The sequence below is a fragment of the Marinoscillum luteum genome (assembly GCF_044005705.1).
GTDB lineage: Bacteria > Bacteroidota > Bacteroidia > Cytophagales > Cyclobacteriaceae > Marinoscillum > Marinoscillum luteum.
This window is the reverse complement of sequence record NZ_JBIPKE010000020.1, coordinates 21,064-36,335: the sequence shown is the minus strand read 5'-3', so window position 1 is coordinate 36,335 and position 15,272 is coordinate 21,064. Positions and strand designations below refer to the sequence as shown.

Sequence of the window (15,272 nt, the reverse complement as noted above, 5' to 3'; positions counted from 1 at the left end):
AAGTTGGGAAAGATTTTGTGCTATTTCTCATCAGCTTCATCCATTCTGCGGATAAGGCTTTCATGCAGGGAATCGAGGAATTTCGTCCTTCCTGTCTTTCTGATACGTATTTCGAGGAATGTGCGGTGGTATTGCCCTAAATCTACTCCAAATGTGTCTTCCAAACATTTGGAAATTTCTTTCAAGTCTGCTCTGCCATGGTTAAAGACCCCACGGGCATGGAGGGCGTACATCAGCTCAATCAGAGCTACTTTGGAGTCTGTCCATGCCATTTTCCCCTTCGGTTCGACTTGTGATTTTCCGTTGCTTAAGTCCCTCATATCCAGCTTATTCAATTCATCTTCCAAATAGACGTTGAGCAGATCATTGGCCAGGATGTTGGAAACTTTAAAATCATGGCTGGTAGAGAAATTTGGATCGGTCTCGAAAAAAAATGAATCAAGGGTTAAGCGTATATCTTGCTTGCCACGGACAAAATACTTGTGGTCCAGGTAGTTGCTGTGTGTCCGGTAATAGCGGTAAAACTCCAGGTTGTTATCAAAGTACCGTTTGAGCTTATCTAACTCGTTCTGATAGTACTTGCGTCTTACCTTGATCCCTCCGTTGGGTTTGTTGGTTTCAATATTGAATACACTGAGGTGGTAGATGAGCTTACTAACGAATTTCGGTTTGATCTCCTTGAAAAACAGGATTTCGCTAGCTTGAGAATCTAATGGGTTTTTAGTCAAGCCCTCCCTTAACTGGTTAATGGCAATCAGGACCATTTGAAAGCTCTGTTCAGATTTTTTGAGGAGGTTATCTTCCTCCAAATCGATCATTCTAAGCTTTTCTTCTAAATCTTCATATAGTTGGTTATAGTTATCAGACATTTAAAAAGTGAGTTTATCATTTCCATAGCTTTAAATATTCCTAATTACTTTTGCATCCTCACCGCATTCAATATTGCCAGTAGTGCCACTCCCACATCGGCAAATACGGCTTCCCACATAGTGGCCAGGCCTCCGGCACCCAAGGCAAGGACTATGACTTTTACACCGAAAGCCAGGCCGATATTTTGCCATACGATCCGTTTAGTCTGTTTACCTATTTGAATAGCAGTAGCAATTTTAGAGGGCTGGTCGGTCTGAATGACCACATCGGCTGTCTCGATGGCGGCATCACTACCCAAACCACCCATTGCCATGCCCACATCTGCCAGAGCAAGGACGGGAGCATCGTTGATACCGTCCCCCACAAAAGCGATGATACGGTTGGTATCCTTTTTCAGTTCTTCAACCTTTTCCACCTTTTGTTCCGGTAACAGATCACCAAAGGCTTTATCTATTCCGAGTGATTTTGCCACTTGTTGGGTCACTGCATTCTTGTCTCCTGACAGCATGATCAGTTCCCGAACTCCTGATTTGTGTAATGCATTGATTGCCTGGGCAGCATCCTCTTTGAGTTCATCTGCTATCACCAGGTAACCGGCATATTTTTGGTCAACGGCTATATGGATGACGGTATTAACCTCTCCGGCAGCATCAGCACAGGTAACGATCCCCTCCTTGTCCATCAGCTTTTGATTGCCGATGAGCACATGCTTACCATTTACTTTTCCTTTCAGACCGTGCCCGGCTATTTCTTCCTGTTGCTCGGGTTCTGAAATTTCTTTGCCTTGCTTTTTAGTATATTCTGTAATGGCTTTTGCGATGGGATGGGTGGATTTGCTTTCCATAGCAGCCGCCAGACTAAGCCAATCTGTAGTAATTCCGTCCATGGTCACGGCTTTCTGAACTTCAAACACTCCCTTGGTCAACGTACCTGTTTTGTCCATCACCACGGTGTTCACTCTGGTCATGAGGTCAAGAAAGTTGGAACCTTTGAATAATATGCCTTTGCGGGAAGCTGCCCCAATCCCTCCGAAATAACCAAGTGGAATAGAAATGACAAGCGCACAGGGACATGAGATCACCAAAAAGATTAATGCCCGGTAAAGCCAGTCTTCAAACACATAGTTTTCTACAAAAAAGTAAGGCAGGAAGGTCAATCCCACTGCCAGAAAGGTAACAATGGGTGTGTAAACCCGTGCAAACTTACGGATGAACTGCTCGGTTTTTGCCTTGCGGGCAGTGGCGTTCTGCACCAGCTCCAAGATGCGGGCAAGTGAACTTTCGTTGAACCGTCTGGTTACTTTCAGCTCAATCAGCCTGTCGAGATTCACCATCCCAGCCAGCACATTTTCTCCTTTGTTGTAGGTGGCAGGTTTACTTTCACCAGTCAGGGCGGAAGTATTGAAGCTGCTTTTTTCACTGATCATTTCCCCATCGAGCGGTACTTTTTCTCCGGGTTTCACCTGTATGGTTTCCCCAATTTGTACTTCTTCCGGGTGTACGGACACCATTTGCCCGCTTCTATATACAGAGGCCGAATCCGGGCGTATGTCCAGCAGGGCTTTGATGTTGCGTTTGGCCCTGTTCACTGCTGCATCCTGAAACAGCTCCCCGATGGCATAGAAAAGCATCACCGCCACCGCCTCAGGATATTCGCCTATGGCAAAAGCTCCCAGAGTGGCTATGCCCATGAGGAAAAATTCAGTGAACACATCACCTTTCAGTATGGACTTCCAGCCTTTGACCAATACCGGCCAACCCACAGGCAAATAGGCCAGCACATACCAGCCTATGCGGATCCATCCCTGGAAAAATGCAGGCTGTCCCCATTGATCAGCGGCTATTCCTGCAAGCAGAATGACAAGGCTTACAATACCACTTCCCCAGGTTTGCAGGAAACTGGAGGAGGTTTTTTCCTCCTGCTTTTTTGGTTTGTCCGGATGCTGGTCGGTGCTGCAGCAGGCTTTGTTGTCTATATTGTTAGTATTAGTCATACGCTTGTCTGTTTTAATGTGTGAAAAAGGAAATGATGCCCGTGACAATGAGGATGCACCCCGAAACCAGCCCGGTATTATGCTCCAGCCTGTGCCAGTTGAAACGGTGCAGGCCTTTCTGGGCGAGGTACACCCAAAAGGTGATCCCTAACACGGAAACGATGGTGTAGAGCAAGCCCACGGTCAGGATCATCGGCCATCCATGAGTCCCTGCCATCAGAAAGTAGGCTTCAATTTCCAGGCAGGGGGAAAGAAACATCATAAATACCAGCAAGGTCACTACTTGTGTTGCTCCGGCCTGGTCCAGCTTTTGCTTTTCATTGAAGTGAAAATGATGGTGTCTGTGGTGTTGGATGATGAAATAGAACCCTATGGCAATGAGCAAAGCAGGAATGACCCAACGGGTGTAACTGTTAAGCGTTTCTGCCAGTGAAAGGCTGAATAAGCCCAGAAACACGCCCAACAGAAAGGTACTCAGCGAATGAGCCAGAGCTGCCATAGCCGCAATGCGAACCGTCTTGCTACCTTGCCAGCCAAACCGTTCTTTCAGTGCCAGCACAAGCAACCAATGGCTGGGGATCAGACCGTGCAGGAGACTGAGCATGATGGTACCGGTGAGTAAGGTGGTCATGTTCGGCTTGGGTTAAATCTAGAATTCTATCTCGTTTTCGATAAATGCTTTTGCTCCACCGGGCCCTGATAGTTCAAGCCAGATAGGAGATCTTGGCCCGGCAACCGTAAGACTGAAAGTGAAAAAGTCACAGCAAAGCCGTTCGGTTTTGATGAAGTCGCTGATTAGGTCCAGCGTTTGATCCGAGCCATCAAACCTGTACCTGAACCCGTTGACAAGTTCCTGTTTTTCTAATACCATCTCTTTTAAGGAAGCTATCACAGTAGCTTTTCTTAACCTCAGCTCCAGAGTAGTGAGCTTGCAAGTGATTTTGTTTTCGTCCATAGTGATTGCTTTAAGAAGTTCGTGGGGCATACATGATTATGAGTATTGAATCTCATCTTGTTAAGTACCTACCTGAAAATACGTGTAAACACAATGCACAGTAATTGCAATTTTCATCCTGCACACTTCCCGCAAACTCCCTTTACCACCAAGTTGGCTTCTTCGCCTTTGAACTTATCTGGCAGGTCAATTTCCGGGATTTTGTACTTGGGCAAACAGAAGGTTTCGCTACACACCCTGCAATGGAAATGTACGTGCAAATCCCGTTCGATATTGCATTCACAGCCTTCTTCGCATAAGGCGTATTTGGGCGCTCCGGTACCATCATCTATGCTGTGCACCAGTCCATTTTCCTGAAAGGTCTTCAGGGTGCGGAATAGTGTCACCCTGTCCGACTTTTCAAATGCTTTTTCCAGGTCAGAAAGGCTGATGGCTGCCTCCTGACTGGTCAGGGCTTCCAGCACCAACAGCCGCATGGCTGTTGGTCGGATGTCCTTTTCTTTGAGTTTATTTTCGAGTTCTTTGATCATAGGTGTCCTTTATTTTAATGCCCGTGTCCTCCTTCTTCTTCTGTATTTTTGGCTTTCGCCAACAAGGTGAAGGCACCTTCGGTGACAAGTTGAATGTTGCTCAAGTCCTCCGCTGTATCGGCCAAAGAAATCTGCGTATAGCCGTCTTCGGTATATCCCTTGATGACTTCCAGCATTTGAAAATCGTGTACGGTTTCACCGTTCTCTGATTTCTTACCCGCATAAGAAAAAACGTATTGTTTGCCGCCAAACCGCACAATGGAGGCTTCCGGTGCAGTCAAGGTTTCATTGCTGTCGGTTTCGATCTTAGCCGCCACATACATGCCCGGCTTCAGGTCTTCATGCATCTGCTTTAGGTGGCCGTGTACGGTTACGGAACGGTCTTCCCTTACTCCACTGCCCACAAGGAACACTTCGGCTTCCCGCCATTCTTCGGGTGAATTTGCCAGGGCAAAACGGATGCGCTGACCTTCCTTTACCCGTGGGATGTCGTTTTCATATACCGTCAGTTCCACATGCAGGTCTTCGGCATTGGTGATGTCCATGATCACATCCTGTGGGTTGATGTACTTGCCTACATTGGTGTACACCTCTCGAACTGAACCGTTTACCGGGGCATAAATATTGACAGACGCTGAAACGGTACCTTGACGTATTTTTGCTGGATTGAAACCGATAATTTTCAAACGTTCTTCCATGCTTTTAATTCGTGCCTCATTGGCCAGGTAGTCACTTTTAGCCTGTTGAAAGGTTTTGCCAGAGGCCACCTTTTCATCAAACAACTCCTTCTGACGGTCATATTCTGCTTTCAGAAATTCCTGATTGGCCAAGCCCTCAAGATAATCCTGTTGGAACTGGATAAACTCCGGATTTTCAATCACTACCAAAAGCTGACCTTTTTTCACTTTGCTGCCCGGCAGCATTTCGGTATATTTCACAAAGCCACCATAGGGCATGTTGATGGAAATATTGCTCTGAGGAGGCACGTCAATCACTCCATTAACCCGTAGCTCAGAACCGATAACCTTTCTTTCGGCATTTCCAATCTGAATGTCTGCCTGATCGTATTGTGCCTCAGTGAGTTCTACCGTATTCTCACCTTCTTCGTGATGCTCCTCTGTTGTTCCTTCATTTTTTGAACCACAGGAGGCAATAGTCAATCCCAGTATAAAAACTATTGAGATTCTGTTGATGTATTTGATTGTATTTTTCATTTGTTGATTTCTTTTTATTGAACGCCTGAGATAAACTCGATCTGGATAATGGTCTGGTTGTATTGGTTGAGAATGTCCAGGTAATTAAACCGGACTGTCAATGCCCGGTTAAGTCCCTGGATGTATTCTACATAGCCAATTTCCCCGTTTTCAAATCCTTTCTGAGCTTGTTTGAGAATTAGCTCTGCCTGAGGCAGGGCGTTTTGCTCGTAGTAGTCGATACTGGTCTGAAATTTTTGGTACTGCTGAATGAGAGACCTTAGCCTGCCTTGCAGTTCGTTGGTCACCGCTTGTAGCCTTGCTTCGTTTTCCTGCTTTTTCAATTCGGCAGCCTTGATGACCGATCCTTGCGACTTGGCACCAAAAATGGGGATGGCTATTCCTACCTGAAAACCGGTAAAGCGGTCGCTGGAAGTGAAAGTGACCGGATTGCCATCCAAATCCTGATTTGGACCATTGAGAGACTGGTTGAAATAACCTATTGTGAGATCCGGTAGTAGTCGTGACTTCTCCACCGATTTTTCTCTTTCGGCTACTACCATTTGTTGGCGGAACCAGGCAAGTGTTGGGTTATTCGCAATGCCTTGCGTATCGAGTAATACTCTGCTTTCCCTTGCTTTCAGGTTGCCCACTGTGATATCTATCGGGCTTTCCAGGTTGAGCAAGGTTTGAAGCTGGGTCTGATAGATTTCAATATCGGACTGGTTTTGCTGCAACATGGCTTTTATTTCAGCTACCTGCGACTCAGCTGTTGCTTTTTCCAGCAAGTTACTTTCCCCCGTTTGATAGCGAAGACCTGCTGCCCGTACGAATCGCTGGTAAATGCTGTCCTGCTCCAGCAATAACTGTCTTTTGCTTTTTTCAAACCAAAGGATATACCAGGTAGCTTTTACCTGCTGCACCAGTTCATTTTGCGTGGCGTTTTTACGCCATTCGCTTGCTTCCATCCTCGCATTGGCCAGCTTGTTTTGATTGGCATAAACCGTAGGAAATTCGATGGATTGAGAGATATTGAACTGATTGTCATTGTCGTAAATGCTGTTGTACTGCCCATGTGTAAGGCTGAAATTGGTTTTGGACAAATTCCAACTGGCACCTTTTAGTGCTCTTTCCTGCTGAGTTTGCAGGTCCGCTGCTTTCAAGGTCGGATTGTTTTGGATCGCTATTTGTATCGCCTCATCCAGGGACTGAAAGGAAGCAGGTGATTCCTGGGCCTGGGCTTTGGAAACCTGAATGCTCAGTAAACCAATAACCAACAATGGGGCTACTGCTCCGGGTTTTACTTTAATCCCTCTTTCAAAATAATAGTAAAGGATAGGCAACACAACCAGTGTCAGGAAAGTAGCAGTGATCAACCCGCCAATCACCACGGTGGCCAGTGGACGCTGTACTTCTGCTCCACCTGATTGGGAAAGTGCCATCGGCAGAAAGCCCAGGGAAGCCACGGCAGCCGTCATGATTACCGGGCGCAGACGTACACTTGTCCCTTTGTAAATCCGCTCGAAAATATCGGAGATGCCCTCTTTTTTCAGGTGATTGAACTCGCTGATGAGCACTATCCCATTCAACACCGCTACCCCAAACAAAGCGATGAAACCAACGCCTGCCGAAATACTGAAAGGCATATCCCTGAGCCATAAAGCGAAGATGCCACCTATAGCAGAAAGTGGGATGGCTGTAAAAATGAGGATGCCCTGCTTAATGGAACCGAAGGTGAAATAGAGCAATACAAAAATCAATAGAAGGGCCAACGGTACAGCAAAGGAGAGTCGTTCACGGGCTTCCACGAGGTTTTCAAACTGGCCACCGTAAGAAACGGTGTAGCCAGGAGCAAATACCACCGATTCATCAATTTTCTGCTGAAGCTCGGTTACTATGCTTTCTACATCCCGGTTACGTACATTGAAAGCTACAATGATCCGTCTGCGGGTGTCGTCTCGCTGGATTTGGTAAGGGCCTTCCTGGATTTCCACTTCGGCCACCTGGTAGAGCGGTATTTGGTGCCCATCTTTGCGGGCGATGTAAAGGTTCCGAACGGACTCTACATCCTCCCTGTTGGTCTTATCCAATCTGACCACCAGGTCAAAACGCTTTTCATTTTCATATACCAGTCCGGCTGAAGCCCCAGCAAAGGCTGCCTGTACCGAACGGTTTACATCCCGGATGCTCAGGCCGTACTTGGCCAGTTGATCCCGTTTGTAATTAATGACAATTTGCGGAACACCAGTTACCTCTTCTATGTACAAATCCTCAGCTCCTTCCACACCAGAAGCCAGCCGTCCTATCTGTTCGGCATACTCCGAAAGCTCATTGAGATCCTCTCCGTATATCTTAACCGCCACATCCTGGCGAACTCCTGTCATGAGTTCGTTAAAACGCATCTGGATGGGTTGCTGAAATCCAAAAGTAACTCCCGGAATAACCTCCAGCGCTTCGGCCATCTTGTTGGCCAGTTCTTCCCTGTTAGAGGCTGTGACCCATTCATCTTTGTTTTTCAGAATCACCATCATGTCAGCAGCTTCTACCGGCATGGGATCGGTCGGGATTTCTCCTGCACCAATTTTTGATACTACCTGCTTTACTTCCGGGAACTGTTCGAGTAGAATTTTTTCCGCCTGGGTAGTAGCTGCAACCGTATTTTGTAAGGAACTTCCTGTAATCACCCGGGTTTCTACCGCAAAGTCGCCTTCCTCAAGTGTTGGAATAAATTCCCCTCCCATATTGGAAAAAACCCAAAGGGAGGTGCCAAATAATCCAAGTGCAATGGCTAACATCAATGGCCGTTTTTGCATCGCCCAACGAATTGTCGGGTCGTACAGTTTATGAAAGAAAGCCATGATCTTGTCTGAAATATTGGGTTTGTATTCCGTCTTTTTACTTAGTACAAGAGCGGACATCATGGGTACATAGGTAAGCGAAAGGATAAAAGCACCCAGTATAGCAAAGCTTACAGTCTGTGCCATAGGGCCAAACATTTTGCCTTCTATCCCTACTAAAGCAAGGATGGGCAGGTACACGATGAGAATAATGATCTCCCCGAATGCGGCTGAGTTCCTTATTTTGCTTGCAGATTGATAAACCTCCTGGTCCATTTCCTGCTGGGTAAGTTTTCTTCCAAGTTTCAGTAAACCCAGGTGATGGAGGGTAGCCTCCACAATGATCACCGCTCCGTCCACAATCAACCCAAAATCAATAGCTCCCAAACTCATCAGGTTGCCCGACACACCAAAGAGGTTCATCATGCCAAAGGCAAAAATGAGCGCAAGGGGAATTACCGATGCTACAATCAAACCTGCACGGAGATTTCCCAGCAGCAGCAACAAAACGAAGATCACGATCAAGGCTCCTTCAGCCAGGTTTTTGCTCACTGTACCGATGGCAGTGTTTACCAATTTTGTACGGTCCAGAAAAGGCTCAATGGTAACTCCCTCCGGTAATGTTTTGCGTATCTCAGCGATTCGGTTCTTCACATTCTCAATAACATCAGCTGAGTTTTCTCCTTTCAGCATCATTACAATGGCGCTAACCACCTCGCCTTCACCATCCCGAGTAGTGGCGCCATACCGTACTGCATTCCCAAGCTGTACCTTTGCCACATCTTTTATGAGGACAGGAATTCCATCCTGATTATTTTTGATGAGCATGTTACGGATGTCATCCATGTCGCTTACCAGACCTTCACTTCGGATGAAATAGGCACTGAGGTTTTTCTCGATATAAGCCCCTCCGGTATTCTCGTTGTTTTCTTCCAGTGCCTGAAAAATATCGGCTATAGAAACGTTCATGGCCTTGAGCCTGTCCGGGTCTATGGCAATTTCATATTGCTTGAGATAGCCTCCAAAGCTGCTTACATCCGCCACCCCTGGAGTACCGAGCAACTGCCTTCGCACAATCCAGTCCTGGATCGTCCGTAACTCACGGGCGTCATATTGATCTTCATAGCCCGGTTCGGTACCTACCACATATTGATAAATTTCCCCCAATCCGGTAGTAATGGGGGCCATACCCGGCTGCCCCACTCCCGGTGGGATTTGGGCTTGCACATCGGCCAGGCGTTCGTTTACCTGCTGACGAGCCCAATACACATCCACATCTTCTTTGAACACGATGGTCACCACAGACAGCCCAAAACGGGAGAATGAACGGATCTCGTCCAGTTCTGGGATGGTGGCCATGGTGATTTCGATGGGGAATGTGATTAAACGTTCTACTTCTTCTGCCGCCAGAGATGGGGAAGAGGTGATAACCTGTACTTGATTGTTTGTAATATCCGGTACGGCATCAATGGGAAGCTGTGTAAGCGAGTAGCCTCCCCAAATGACCAGGCCCAGCGTGAGCAGGCCAATGATCAGTTTGTTTTTGACTGAAAATTGAATGATTTTATCCAGCATTTATTTTGCATTTTGAATCCTGATTTAATGAATTGATTGGGGCAAAAATGCCCATCGGTGGAATGCCGGACGGAAATAGCAAAATGCACCTTACAGCATTGCACAAATGCAATGATTCAAAGGTTGATTTTGAAAATTGCCCGGTAAATCAGGCCTTGGGAGGCTGAAAAGGGGATTCTGAGTACTCAGAACAAAGAGAAAAACTATAGCGTGTTGCTCTTATTTCTGTTGTAATATGAATGGGAGTCATTTCTGTATACCCCCATAGTTGGGCTATGTAAGTGTATCCGTGACAGCACTGGTGCTGACCGTGAAAAGGTAAGTTTTTGTCATGCTCGTCATCATGGTGGCCTTTTGCATTTTGCCCGTCACCATAATGAAAGTCAATAAACTCTGCGAATGAAGTTCCATTATGTTCTGCATATTCCTCGTAGTGTTCAAAAAGCACCGGAAGCTTTGCTAATTCACAACATAAATCCAAAGTAGGTCCCATTGCCTGCATCAGGAACAGAAAGCTGAACGATATGGATAGAATGGAATTCATTTGCCTGCAAATATACGCAAAATTAATGTGCAAGGGTATTGCAAAAGTCGGCAAGTACCCTTGGGGATTCCTAAATAGTTCAGCTTTTCATCTTCCTTTTCAGCAATTGCGCATTAATGGCCACTATGACCGTACTCAGGCTCATGAATACTGCGCCTATTGCAGGACTAATCACCAGACCCGGAATAAATCCTGTGGCCAAAGGCAATGCGATGGCGTTGTAGCCGGTGGCCCAGGCGAGGTTCTGGATCATCTTGTTGTAGGTGGCTCTGCCAAACAGTACCAGGTTGGCAATGTCTTTTGGGTTGCTATTGACCAGGATGATGTCGGCTGTCTCGGCAGCAACGTCTGTGCCTGAACCAACGGCAATGCCCACGTTGGCCTGTGCCAGTGCAGGGGCATCATTCACCCCATCACCCGTCATGGCCACAAAGTGCCCTTCTTTTTGGAGTTTCTTAATGATTTCCACTTTTTGATGGGGCAGTACTTCACCATAGTAGCCATCCAGCCCAAGTTTGTCGCTTACTGCTTTGGCCGTTTTCTCATTGTCACCGGTAGCCATGTATAGTTTCATGCCTTTTTCCCGAAGCGTTTCGATGGCCTTAGGGCTTTCTTCCCTGATTTGATCGGACAAGGCTATGAAGCCAATCAACTTTTCTTCCAAAAGCACAAAAACTATGGTTTCTGCGGCATCAGATCCTGCCTGTTCAGGGATGTTTATGTTGTTTTCTTTCAGATAGCCGGGGCTGACCACTTTCCAGTTTTGTCCATCGATCTTGCCCTGAATGCCCTTGGCCGTCAGCGATTCAAAATTTTCAACCTTTTTCAATGTCAGACCTGCCTCTTTCGCTACTTTCACAATGCCTTGAGCAATTGGATGCTCGGACTGCTGCTCCAACGAAGCGGCAAAGGCCAATAGCTCTTCTTTGTCTATATCATCCGTCAGACTCTCATATCGTGAAACCCCAAACTTCCCTTCGGTCAGAGTCCCGGTCTTGTCAAATACCATTGCAGTAATTTTCCGGGCATTTTCAAAAGCGGTACGGTTACGGATTAGCAAGCCTTTGCTTGCGGAAACAGCTGTGGAAATTGCTACGACCAATGGAATGGCCAAACCCAATGCATGTGGACAGGAAATAACCATGACGGTCACCATTCGTTCCAGGGCAAAATCTAACGGCTTACCCAAGATGATCCAGGCAACCAACGTAATAGTACCGGCACCTATGGCAATGAAAGTGAGCCATCTGGCAGCAACATTGGCCAGATTTTGGGTTTTGGATTTGGCTTTCTGAGCCTCTTCTACCAGCGTGATCACTTTGTTGAGGTAACTTTCTTTCCCGGTTTTGGAAACCTTTACTTTGATGGACTGGCTGCCATTTACCGATCCACCAATTACCTGGTCTCCTTTGGATTTTTTCACCGGTTTGCTCTCACCCGTGAGCATGCTTTCGTCCAGGTGGCTTTCGCCCTCCACCACTGTGCCGTCCGCAGGTATTTTCTCATTAGCTTTTATCAGGATGATGTCTTCTGTTTTTAGTTCATCTACTTTGATGTCCTTGATTTGGTCTCCTTGTACCAAATGCGCTTCGGAAGGCATCATTTGCACCAGCAATTCAAGTGCTCGTGATGCTCCCATGACCGATTTCATCTCAATCCAATGCCCCAGCAGCATGATGACGATCAGTGTGACCAACTCCCAGAAGAAGTCCATTCCCTCCAAACCAAAAACTACGGCCGAGCTGTACACGTAAGCCACGGTAATGGCCACTGCGATCAGCGTCATCATACCCGGGTTTTTGTCTTTCAACTCATCCCAAAGTCCTTTGAGAAAAGGCCAGCCCCCATAAAAAAAGACAATGGTGGAAAGCCCAAAAAGGACGTACTGATCACCAAAAAAGGTTAGCTCAAATCCCAGTAATTGTTGGATCATATGAGACAATGCCAGGATTGGCACAGTGAGTACCAGAGATATCCAAAAACGCTTTTTGAAATCCTCGATCATCATGGCATGGTGGTCATGGTGTCCATGCTGATGGTCTGATTTGTTGTTGGTTTGATGCCCTGATGAATGGGACTTTTTAGTCTCGCTACCATGCTCATGATGGTGATGCTTTTGATGGTCGTGGTTATGCTTTTCCATGAGTGAAAATTTTTAGTGTTTAATCTGTTTTAAAGGGAAGGGAAATACTGAGCTTTTCCCATGACATGCGGATAGCACCTGAGCCCTCTCCCTTGTCTTCAATGGTATAAGTTAGTCGTTCGGTAAGTGGCATTTCCGTTTCCGGTGTTACCTCAATTCTGATGACATCCTCTGCCTGATCGTAATTATCGGCCAGGTGCTGCTCCCAGTTTTTGTTCAGGATCAACGTCCAGCGTTCCTGACCGGGGATGGTAAAGAATGCATATTTCCCTTTGGGGATGGTTGTTCCTTCTACCTCGATTGCTTCGGAAAATTCCATACTGGTGGCGCTGTGTGCACCTGTCACCCACACTTCATCATAAGGCACTAAGCCTCCCCAAATGACCCTACCTCTAACGGCTGGTGAATGGTAGTTAATAGAAACATGGGCATTACTCACATTGCCATGCGCTTCCTGAGGGATGCTCTTTTTCGAGTTGTCCGATTGTTCAGTAGGTGCTTTTTCCGGCTGATGGTGCTCATGCTCACCGTGTTCGCTTTTTTTGTTTTGGCAGGATGCGATCAGCAATCCCAGTGCAAGTGTGTAAATCAGTTTGTTCATCATTTTTTCTTTTTAAGTTTTGAAGCGGTTTCTATAAAAGTTTTGGAGGATACTGCGTAAAGTGTAAAGCCTGAGAGCACCGTAAAAAGGCCAAAGACTGAAAATGCCCTGAGCAGCCAATTGTTGAAATTGTCCCGCCCGGCATAATCCATGGTGTGAAACATCCAGAGAAAATCGAACCAACGCCAACTGTTGTGCCTTACCCGCTCAAAGCGGCCATTGGAGGCATCAATATACGCTACCAGTTTTTCGGGATGATCAAAGTGGACAGCCCAGGCTGGTAGCGGCCTGCCACGGTATTCATGATGGTTGTCGGTTTCAGTAATCCATTCGGTTTTCAGGATTTTCAGGTTTTTTACGAGATGGTTCTGTGCGATTTCGACCGCCTCCGTTTCGGTTATGCCCTTTTTGATTTGCCCGGTCTGGGCATTGTAGAGCAGACTATCGTTGACCCAATAATGCGGTTGGTGATTGATGTAGCGAAGCTCAAGGGATGAAATACCAAGCGTTGAATCTAACTGAGCCGGACTGATTAAGTCCGGGGGTGAATGCGTCATTACATGTTCACGATGGAACTGGTCTCCATGGATTTTGTCAATATCCGTCCAACTAAAATAGAGGCCACTGATCGTCCACCCAATAAACTGAATGCCTATAAAAAGCCCCAGATACCGGTGCGTTTTGCGGATGTAGTAGTTTCTGTTTCGTTTCATTTTTGGGTAGATTTATCTGCTCGACTTAAGAACCATTTTTCACCTGCAAAAACTATTAGCATCACAGATGCAGAAACAATAAGAACCAAAAGGTCAGATGATGCCTTGATCCATAAGAAAGCTGCCAATACGATGAAATCCAACACCATCGCTGTGAGTACAATTGTTCCATTGGCTTTCACCTCCTTCCTCAAATACTTATATACACCCCAATGAATAATGATGTCCATCACCAAATAAAAAATGGCTCCTATGGAAGCAATTCTGGTCAGATCAAAGAAAATAGTCAGGATGATAGCGATAAACACCACATACACCAACATATGCTTCTGTATTCGGCCTGACATGCCCAAATGACTATGTGGAATAAGTTCCATACCTGTAAGCATAGCCGTCATACGAGAGACTGCAAAAATGCTGGCAATCACTCCCGAAATAGTAGCTATTATGGCAATAGCAACGGTAAAATGAAGACCAAAATCTCCAAAAGCAGGTCTGGCAGCTTCAGCAAGGGAGTAATCTTTGGCTTGAATAATTTCAGAGATTGTAAGGCTTGAGTTTACAGCGAAAGCAACCAGAAAATACACCACTGTGCATATCAACAAAGAAATAATAATAGACAGGCCAACATTTTTTTGAGGTTCTGTAATTTCGCCACCACTATTAGTTATTGTAGTGAATCCTTTGTAGGCCAAAATGGAAAGTGCTAAAGCCCCAATATAACTGGTTGCTGAATAATCAGTGTTTTTGATGGCTTTTGGTATCAACCCTTCCAGAGAAAAACCCACTGCCCAGAGAGCTCCTATGGCAAAAATCAGAATTCCGATAATTTTGATAAATGACATGAACTGTGATGACTTTCCTATCAGCTTGTTGCCAGATATGTTAATCAAAAAAGCGCTAACCAAAAGAGCAACACCCAATATGGGAATCCAAAGTTCCTTGTTTTCAACTTCGAACAGTTGTAGGGTATAAGAGCCAAAAGTTCTGGCAACCAGGCTTTCGTTGATTACCATGGATAGTGCCATTAATAATGATGCAGAAGCTGTTATGGTTGATTTACCATAAGCTTTTTTCAAAATCATGGCTATCCCCCCAGCCGAAGGATACGTATTTGAAACTTTGATGTAGGAGTAAGCACTAAATGCTGAAATGAGAGCTCCCAAAACGAAAATGTAAGGAAACCAGGTCCCTGACAGTTCAGCCACCTGGCCCAATAATGCAAAGATTCCTGCACCGATCATTACACCAGTGCCTAAAGCAATTGATCCTAATAAACTTAAACTTCCTTTTTTATAACTTTCTTCCATAACTTCCT

The 15,272-nt window shown here is 46.0% G+C and carries 12 protein-coding genes; all 12 read right to left on the bottom strand.

Translation table 11 applies throughout. The annotated features are described in order from the left end of the window. Window positions 1–20 precede the first annotated feature (20 nt). On the bottom strand, window positions 21–869 hold the full coding sequence (locus ACHKAR_RS18115; RefSeq protein WP_320002386.1) for an RteC domain-containing protein: 849 nt from the start codon (window positions 867–869) through the stop codon (window positions 21–23). Between the two features lie 44 nt (window positions 870–913). Continuing rightward, window positions 914–2,863, bottom strand: a complete 1,950-nt coding sequence (locus ACHKAR_RS18110; RefSeq protein WP_201430289.1) for a heavy metal translocating P-type ATPase — start codon at window positions 2,861–2,863, stop codon at window positions 914–916. Between the two features lie 13 nt (window positions 2,864–2,876). Continuing rightward, the gene (locus ACHKAR_RS18105; RefSeq protein WP_144606384.1) at window positions 2,877–3,494 is read right to left on the bottom strand and encodes a hypothetical protein; all 618 of its coding nucleotides are present in this window, start codon (window positions 3,492–3,494) and stop codon (window positions 2,877–2,879) included. 18 nt (window positions 3,495–3,512) lie between these two features. Beyond that, complete coding sequence (locus ACHKAR_RS18100; protein ID WP_144606382.1) at window positions 3,513–3,818, bottom strand: hypothetical protein; 306 nt, start codon at window positions 3,816–3,818, stop codon at window positions 3,513–3,515. 113 nt (window positions 3,819–3,931) lie between these two features. After that, complete coding sequence (locus ACHKAR_RS18095) at window positions 3,932–4,348, bottom strand: Fur family transcriptional regulator (RefSeq protein WP_201430291.1); 417 nt, start codon at window positions 4,346–4,348, stop codon at window positions 3,932–3,934. Between the two features lie 14 nt (window positions 4,349–4,362). Beyond that, on the bottom strand, window positions 4,363–5,562 hold the full coding sequence (locus ACHKAR_RS18090) for an efflux RND transporter periplasmic adaptor subunit (RefSeq protein WP_320005610.1): 1,200 nt from the start codon (window positions 5,560–5,562) through the stop codon (window positions 4,363–4,365). Between the two features lie 14 nt (window positions 5,563–5,576). Further along, window positions 5,577–9,953 (bottom strand): CusA/CzcA family heavy metal efflux RND transporter, encoded by a 4,377-nt coding sequence (locus ACHKAR_RS18085; RefSeq protein WP_395418841.1) that lies wholly within the window; start codon window positions 9,951–9,953, stop codon window positions 5,577–5,579. A 148-nt stretch (window positions 9,954–10,101) separates the two neighbouring features. Next, window positions 10,102–10,497: a hypothetical protein gene (locus ACHKAR_RS18080; RefSeq protein WP_219956399.1), complete on the bottom strand. Its 396-nt coding sequence runs from the start codon at window positions 10,495–10,497 to the stop codon at window positions 10,102–10,104. Window positions 10,498–10,576: 79 nt separating this feature from the next. Then, a complete protein-coding gene (locus ACHKAR_RS18075) occupies window positions 10,577–12,640 on the bottom strand; it encodes a copper-translocating P-type ATPase (protein WP_395418840.1) in 2,064 nt (687 codons plus the stop codon). Window positions 12,641–12,659: 19 nt separating this feature from the next. After that, the gene (locus ACHKAR_RS18070) at window positions 12,660–13,244 is read right to left on the bottom strand and encodes a DUF2911 domain-containing protein (RefSeq protein WP_395418839.1); all 585 of its coding nucleotides are present in this window, start codon (window positions 13,242–13,244) and stop codon (window positions 12,660–12,662) included. Then, on the bottom strand, window positions 13,241–13,954 hold the full coding sequence (locus ACHKAR_RS18065; RefSeq protein ID WP_395418838.1) for a PepSY domain-containing protein: 714 nt from the start codon (window positions 13,952–13,954) through the stop codon (window positions 13,241–13,243). Before ACHKAR_RS18065 ends, ACHKAR_RS18070 begins: the two co-directional genes overlap by 4 nt. After that, the gene (locus tag ACHKAR_RS18060; RefSeq protein ID WP_395418837.1) at window positions 13,951–15,264 is read right to left on the bottom strand and encodes an APC family permease; all 1,314 of its coding nucleotides are present in this window, start codon (window positions 15,262–15,264) and stop codon (window positions 13,951–13,953) included. The genes ACHKAR_RS18065 and ACHKAR_RS18060 overlap by 4 nt, the downstream gene beginning before the upstream one ends. Between the last annotated feature and the right edge of the window lie 8 nt (window positions 15,265–15,272).

What these genes read in the sequence shown, in the direction of transcription:
- ACHKAR_RS18065 (WP_395418838.1), bottom strand. Translation starts at nt 13,954, where the DNA reads ATGAAACGAAACAGAAACTACTACATCCGCAAAACGCACCGGTATCTG.
- ACHKAR_RS18110 (WP_201430289.1), bottom strand. Translation starts at nt 2,863, where the DNA reads ATGACTAATACTAACAATATAGACAACAAAGCCTGCTGCAGCACCGAC.
- ACHKAR_RS18100 (WP_144606382.1), bottom strand. Translation starts at nt 3,818, where the DNA reads ATGGACGAAAACAAAATCACTTGCAAGCTCACTACTCTGGAGCTGAGG.
- ACHKAR_RS18105 (WP_144606384.1), bottom strand. Translation starts at nt 3,494, where the DNA reads ATGACCACCTTACTCACCGGTACCATCATGCTCAGTCTCCTGCACGGT.
- ACHKAR_RS18090 (WP_320005610.1), bottom strand. Translation starts at nt 5,562, where the DNA reads ATGAAAAATACAATCAAATACATCAACAGAATCTCAATAGTTTTTATA.
- ACHKAR_RS18070 (WP_395418839.1), bottom strand. Translation starts at nt 13,244, where the DNA reads ATGATGAACAAACTGATTTACACACTTGCACTGGGATTGCTGATCGCA.
- ACHKAR_RS18115 (WP_320002386.1), bottom strand. Translation starts at nt 869, where the DNA reads ATGTCTGATAACTATAACCAACTATATGAAGATTTAGAAGAAAAGCTT.
- ACHKAR_RS18080 (WP_219956399.1), bottom strand. Translation starts at nt 10,497, where the DNA reads ATGAATTCCATTCTATCCATATCGTTCAGCTTTCTGTTCCTGATGCAG.
- ACHKAR_RS18085 (WP_395418841.1), bottom strand. Translation starts at nt 9,953, where the DNA reads ATGCTGGATAAAATCATTCAATTTTCAGTCAAAAACAAACTGATCATT.
- ACHKAR_RS18095 (WP_201430291.1), bottom strand. Translation starts at nt 4,348, where the DNA reads ATGATCAAAGAACTCGAAAATAAACTCAAAGAAAAGGACATCCGACCA.
- ACHKAR_RS18060 (WP_395418837.1), bottom strand. Translation starts at nt 15,264, where the DNA reads ATGGAAGAAAGTTATAAAAAAGGAAGTTTAAGTTTATTAGGATCAATT.
- ACHKAR_RS18075 (WP_395418840.1), bottom strand. Translation starts at nt 12,640, where the DNA reads ATGGAAAAGCATAACCACGACCATCAAAAGCATCACCATCATGAGCAT.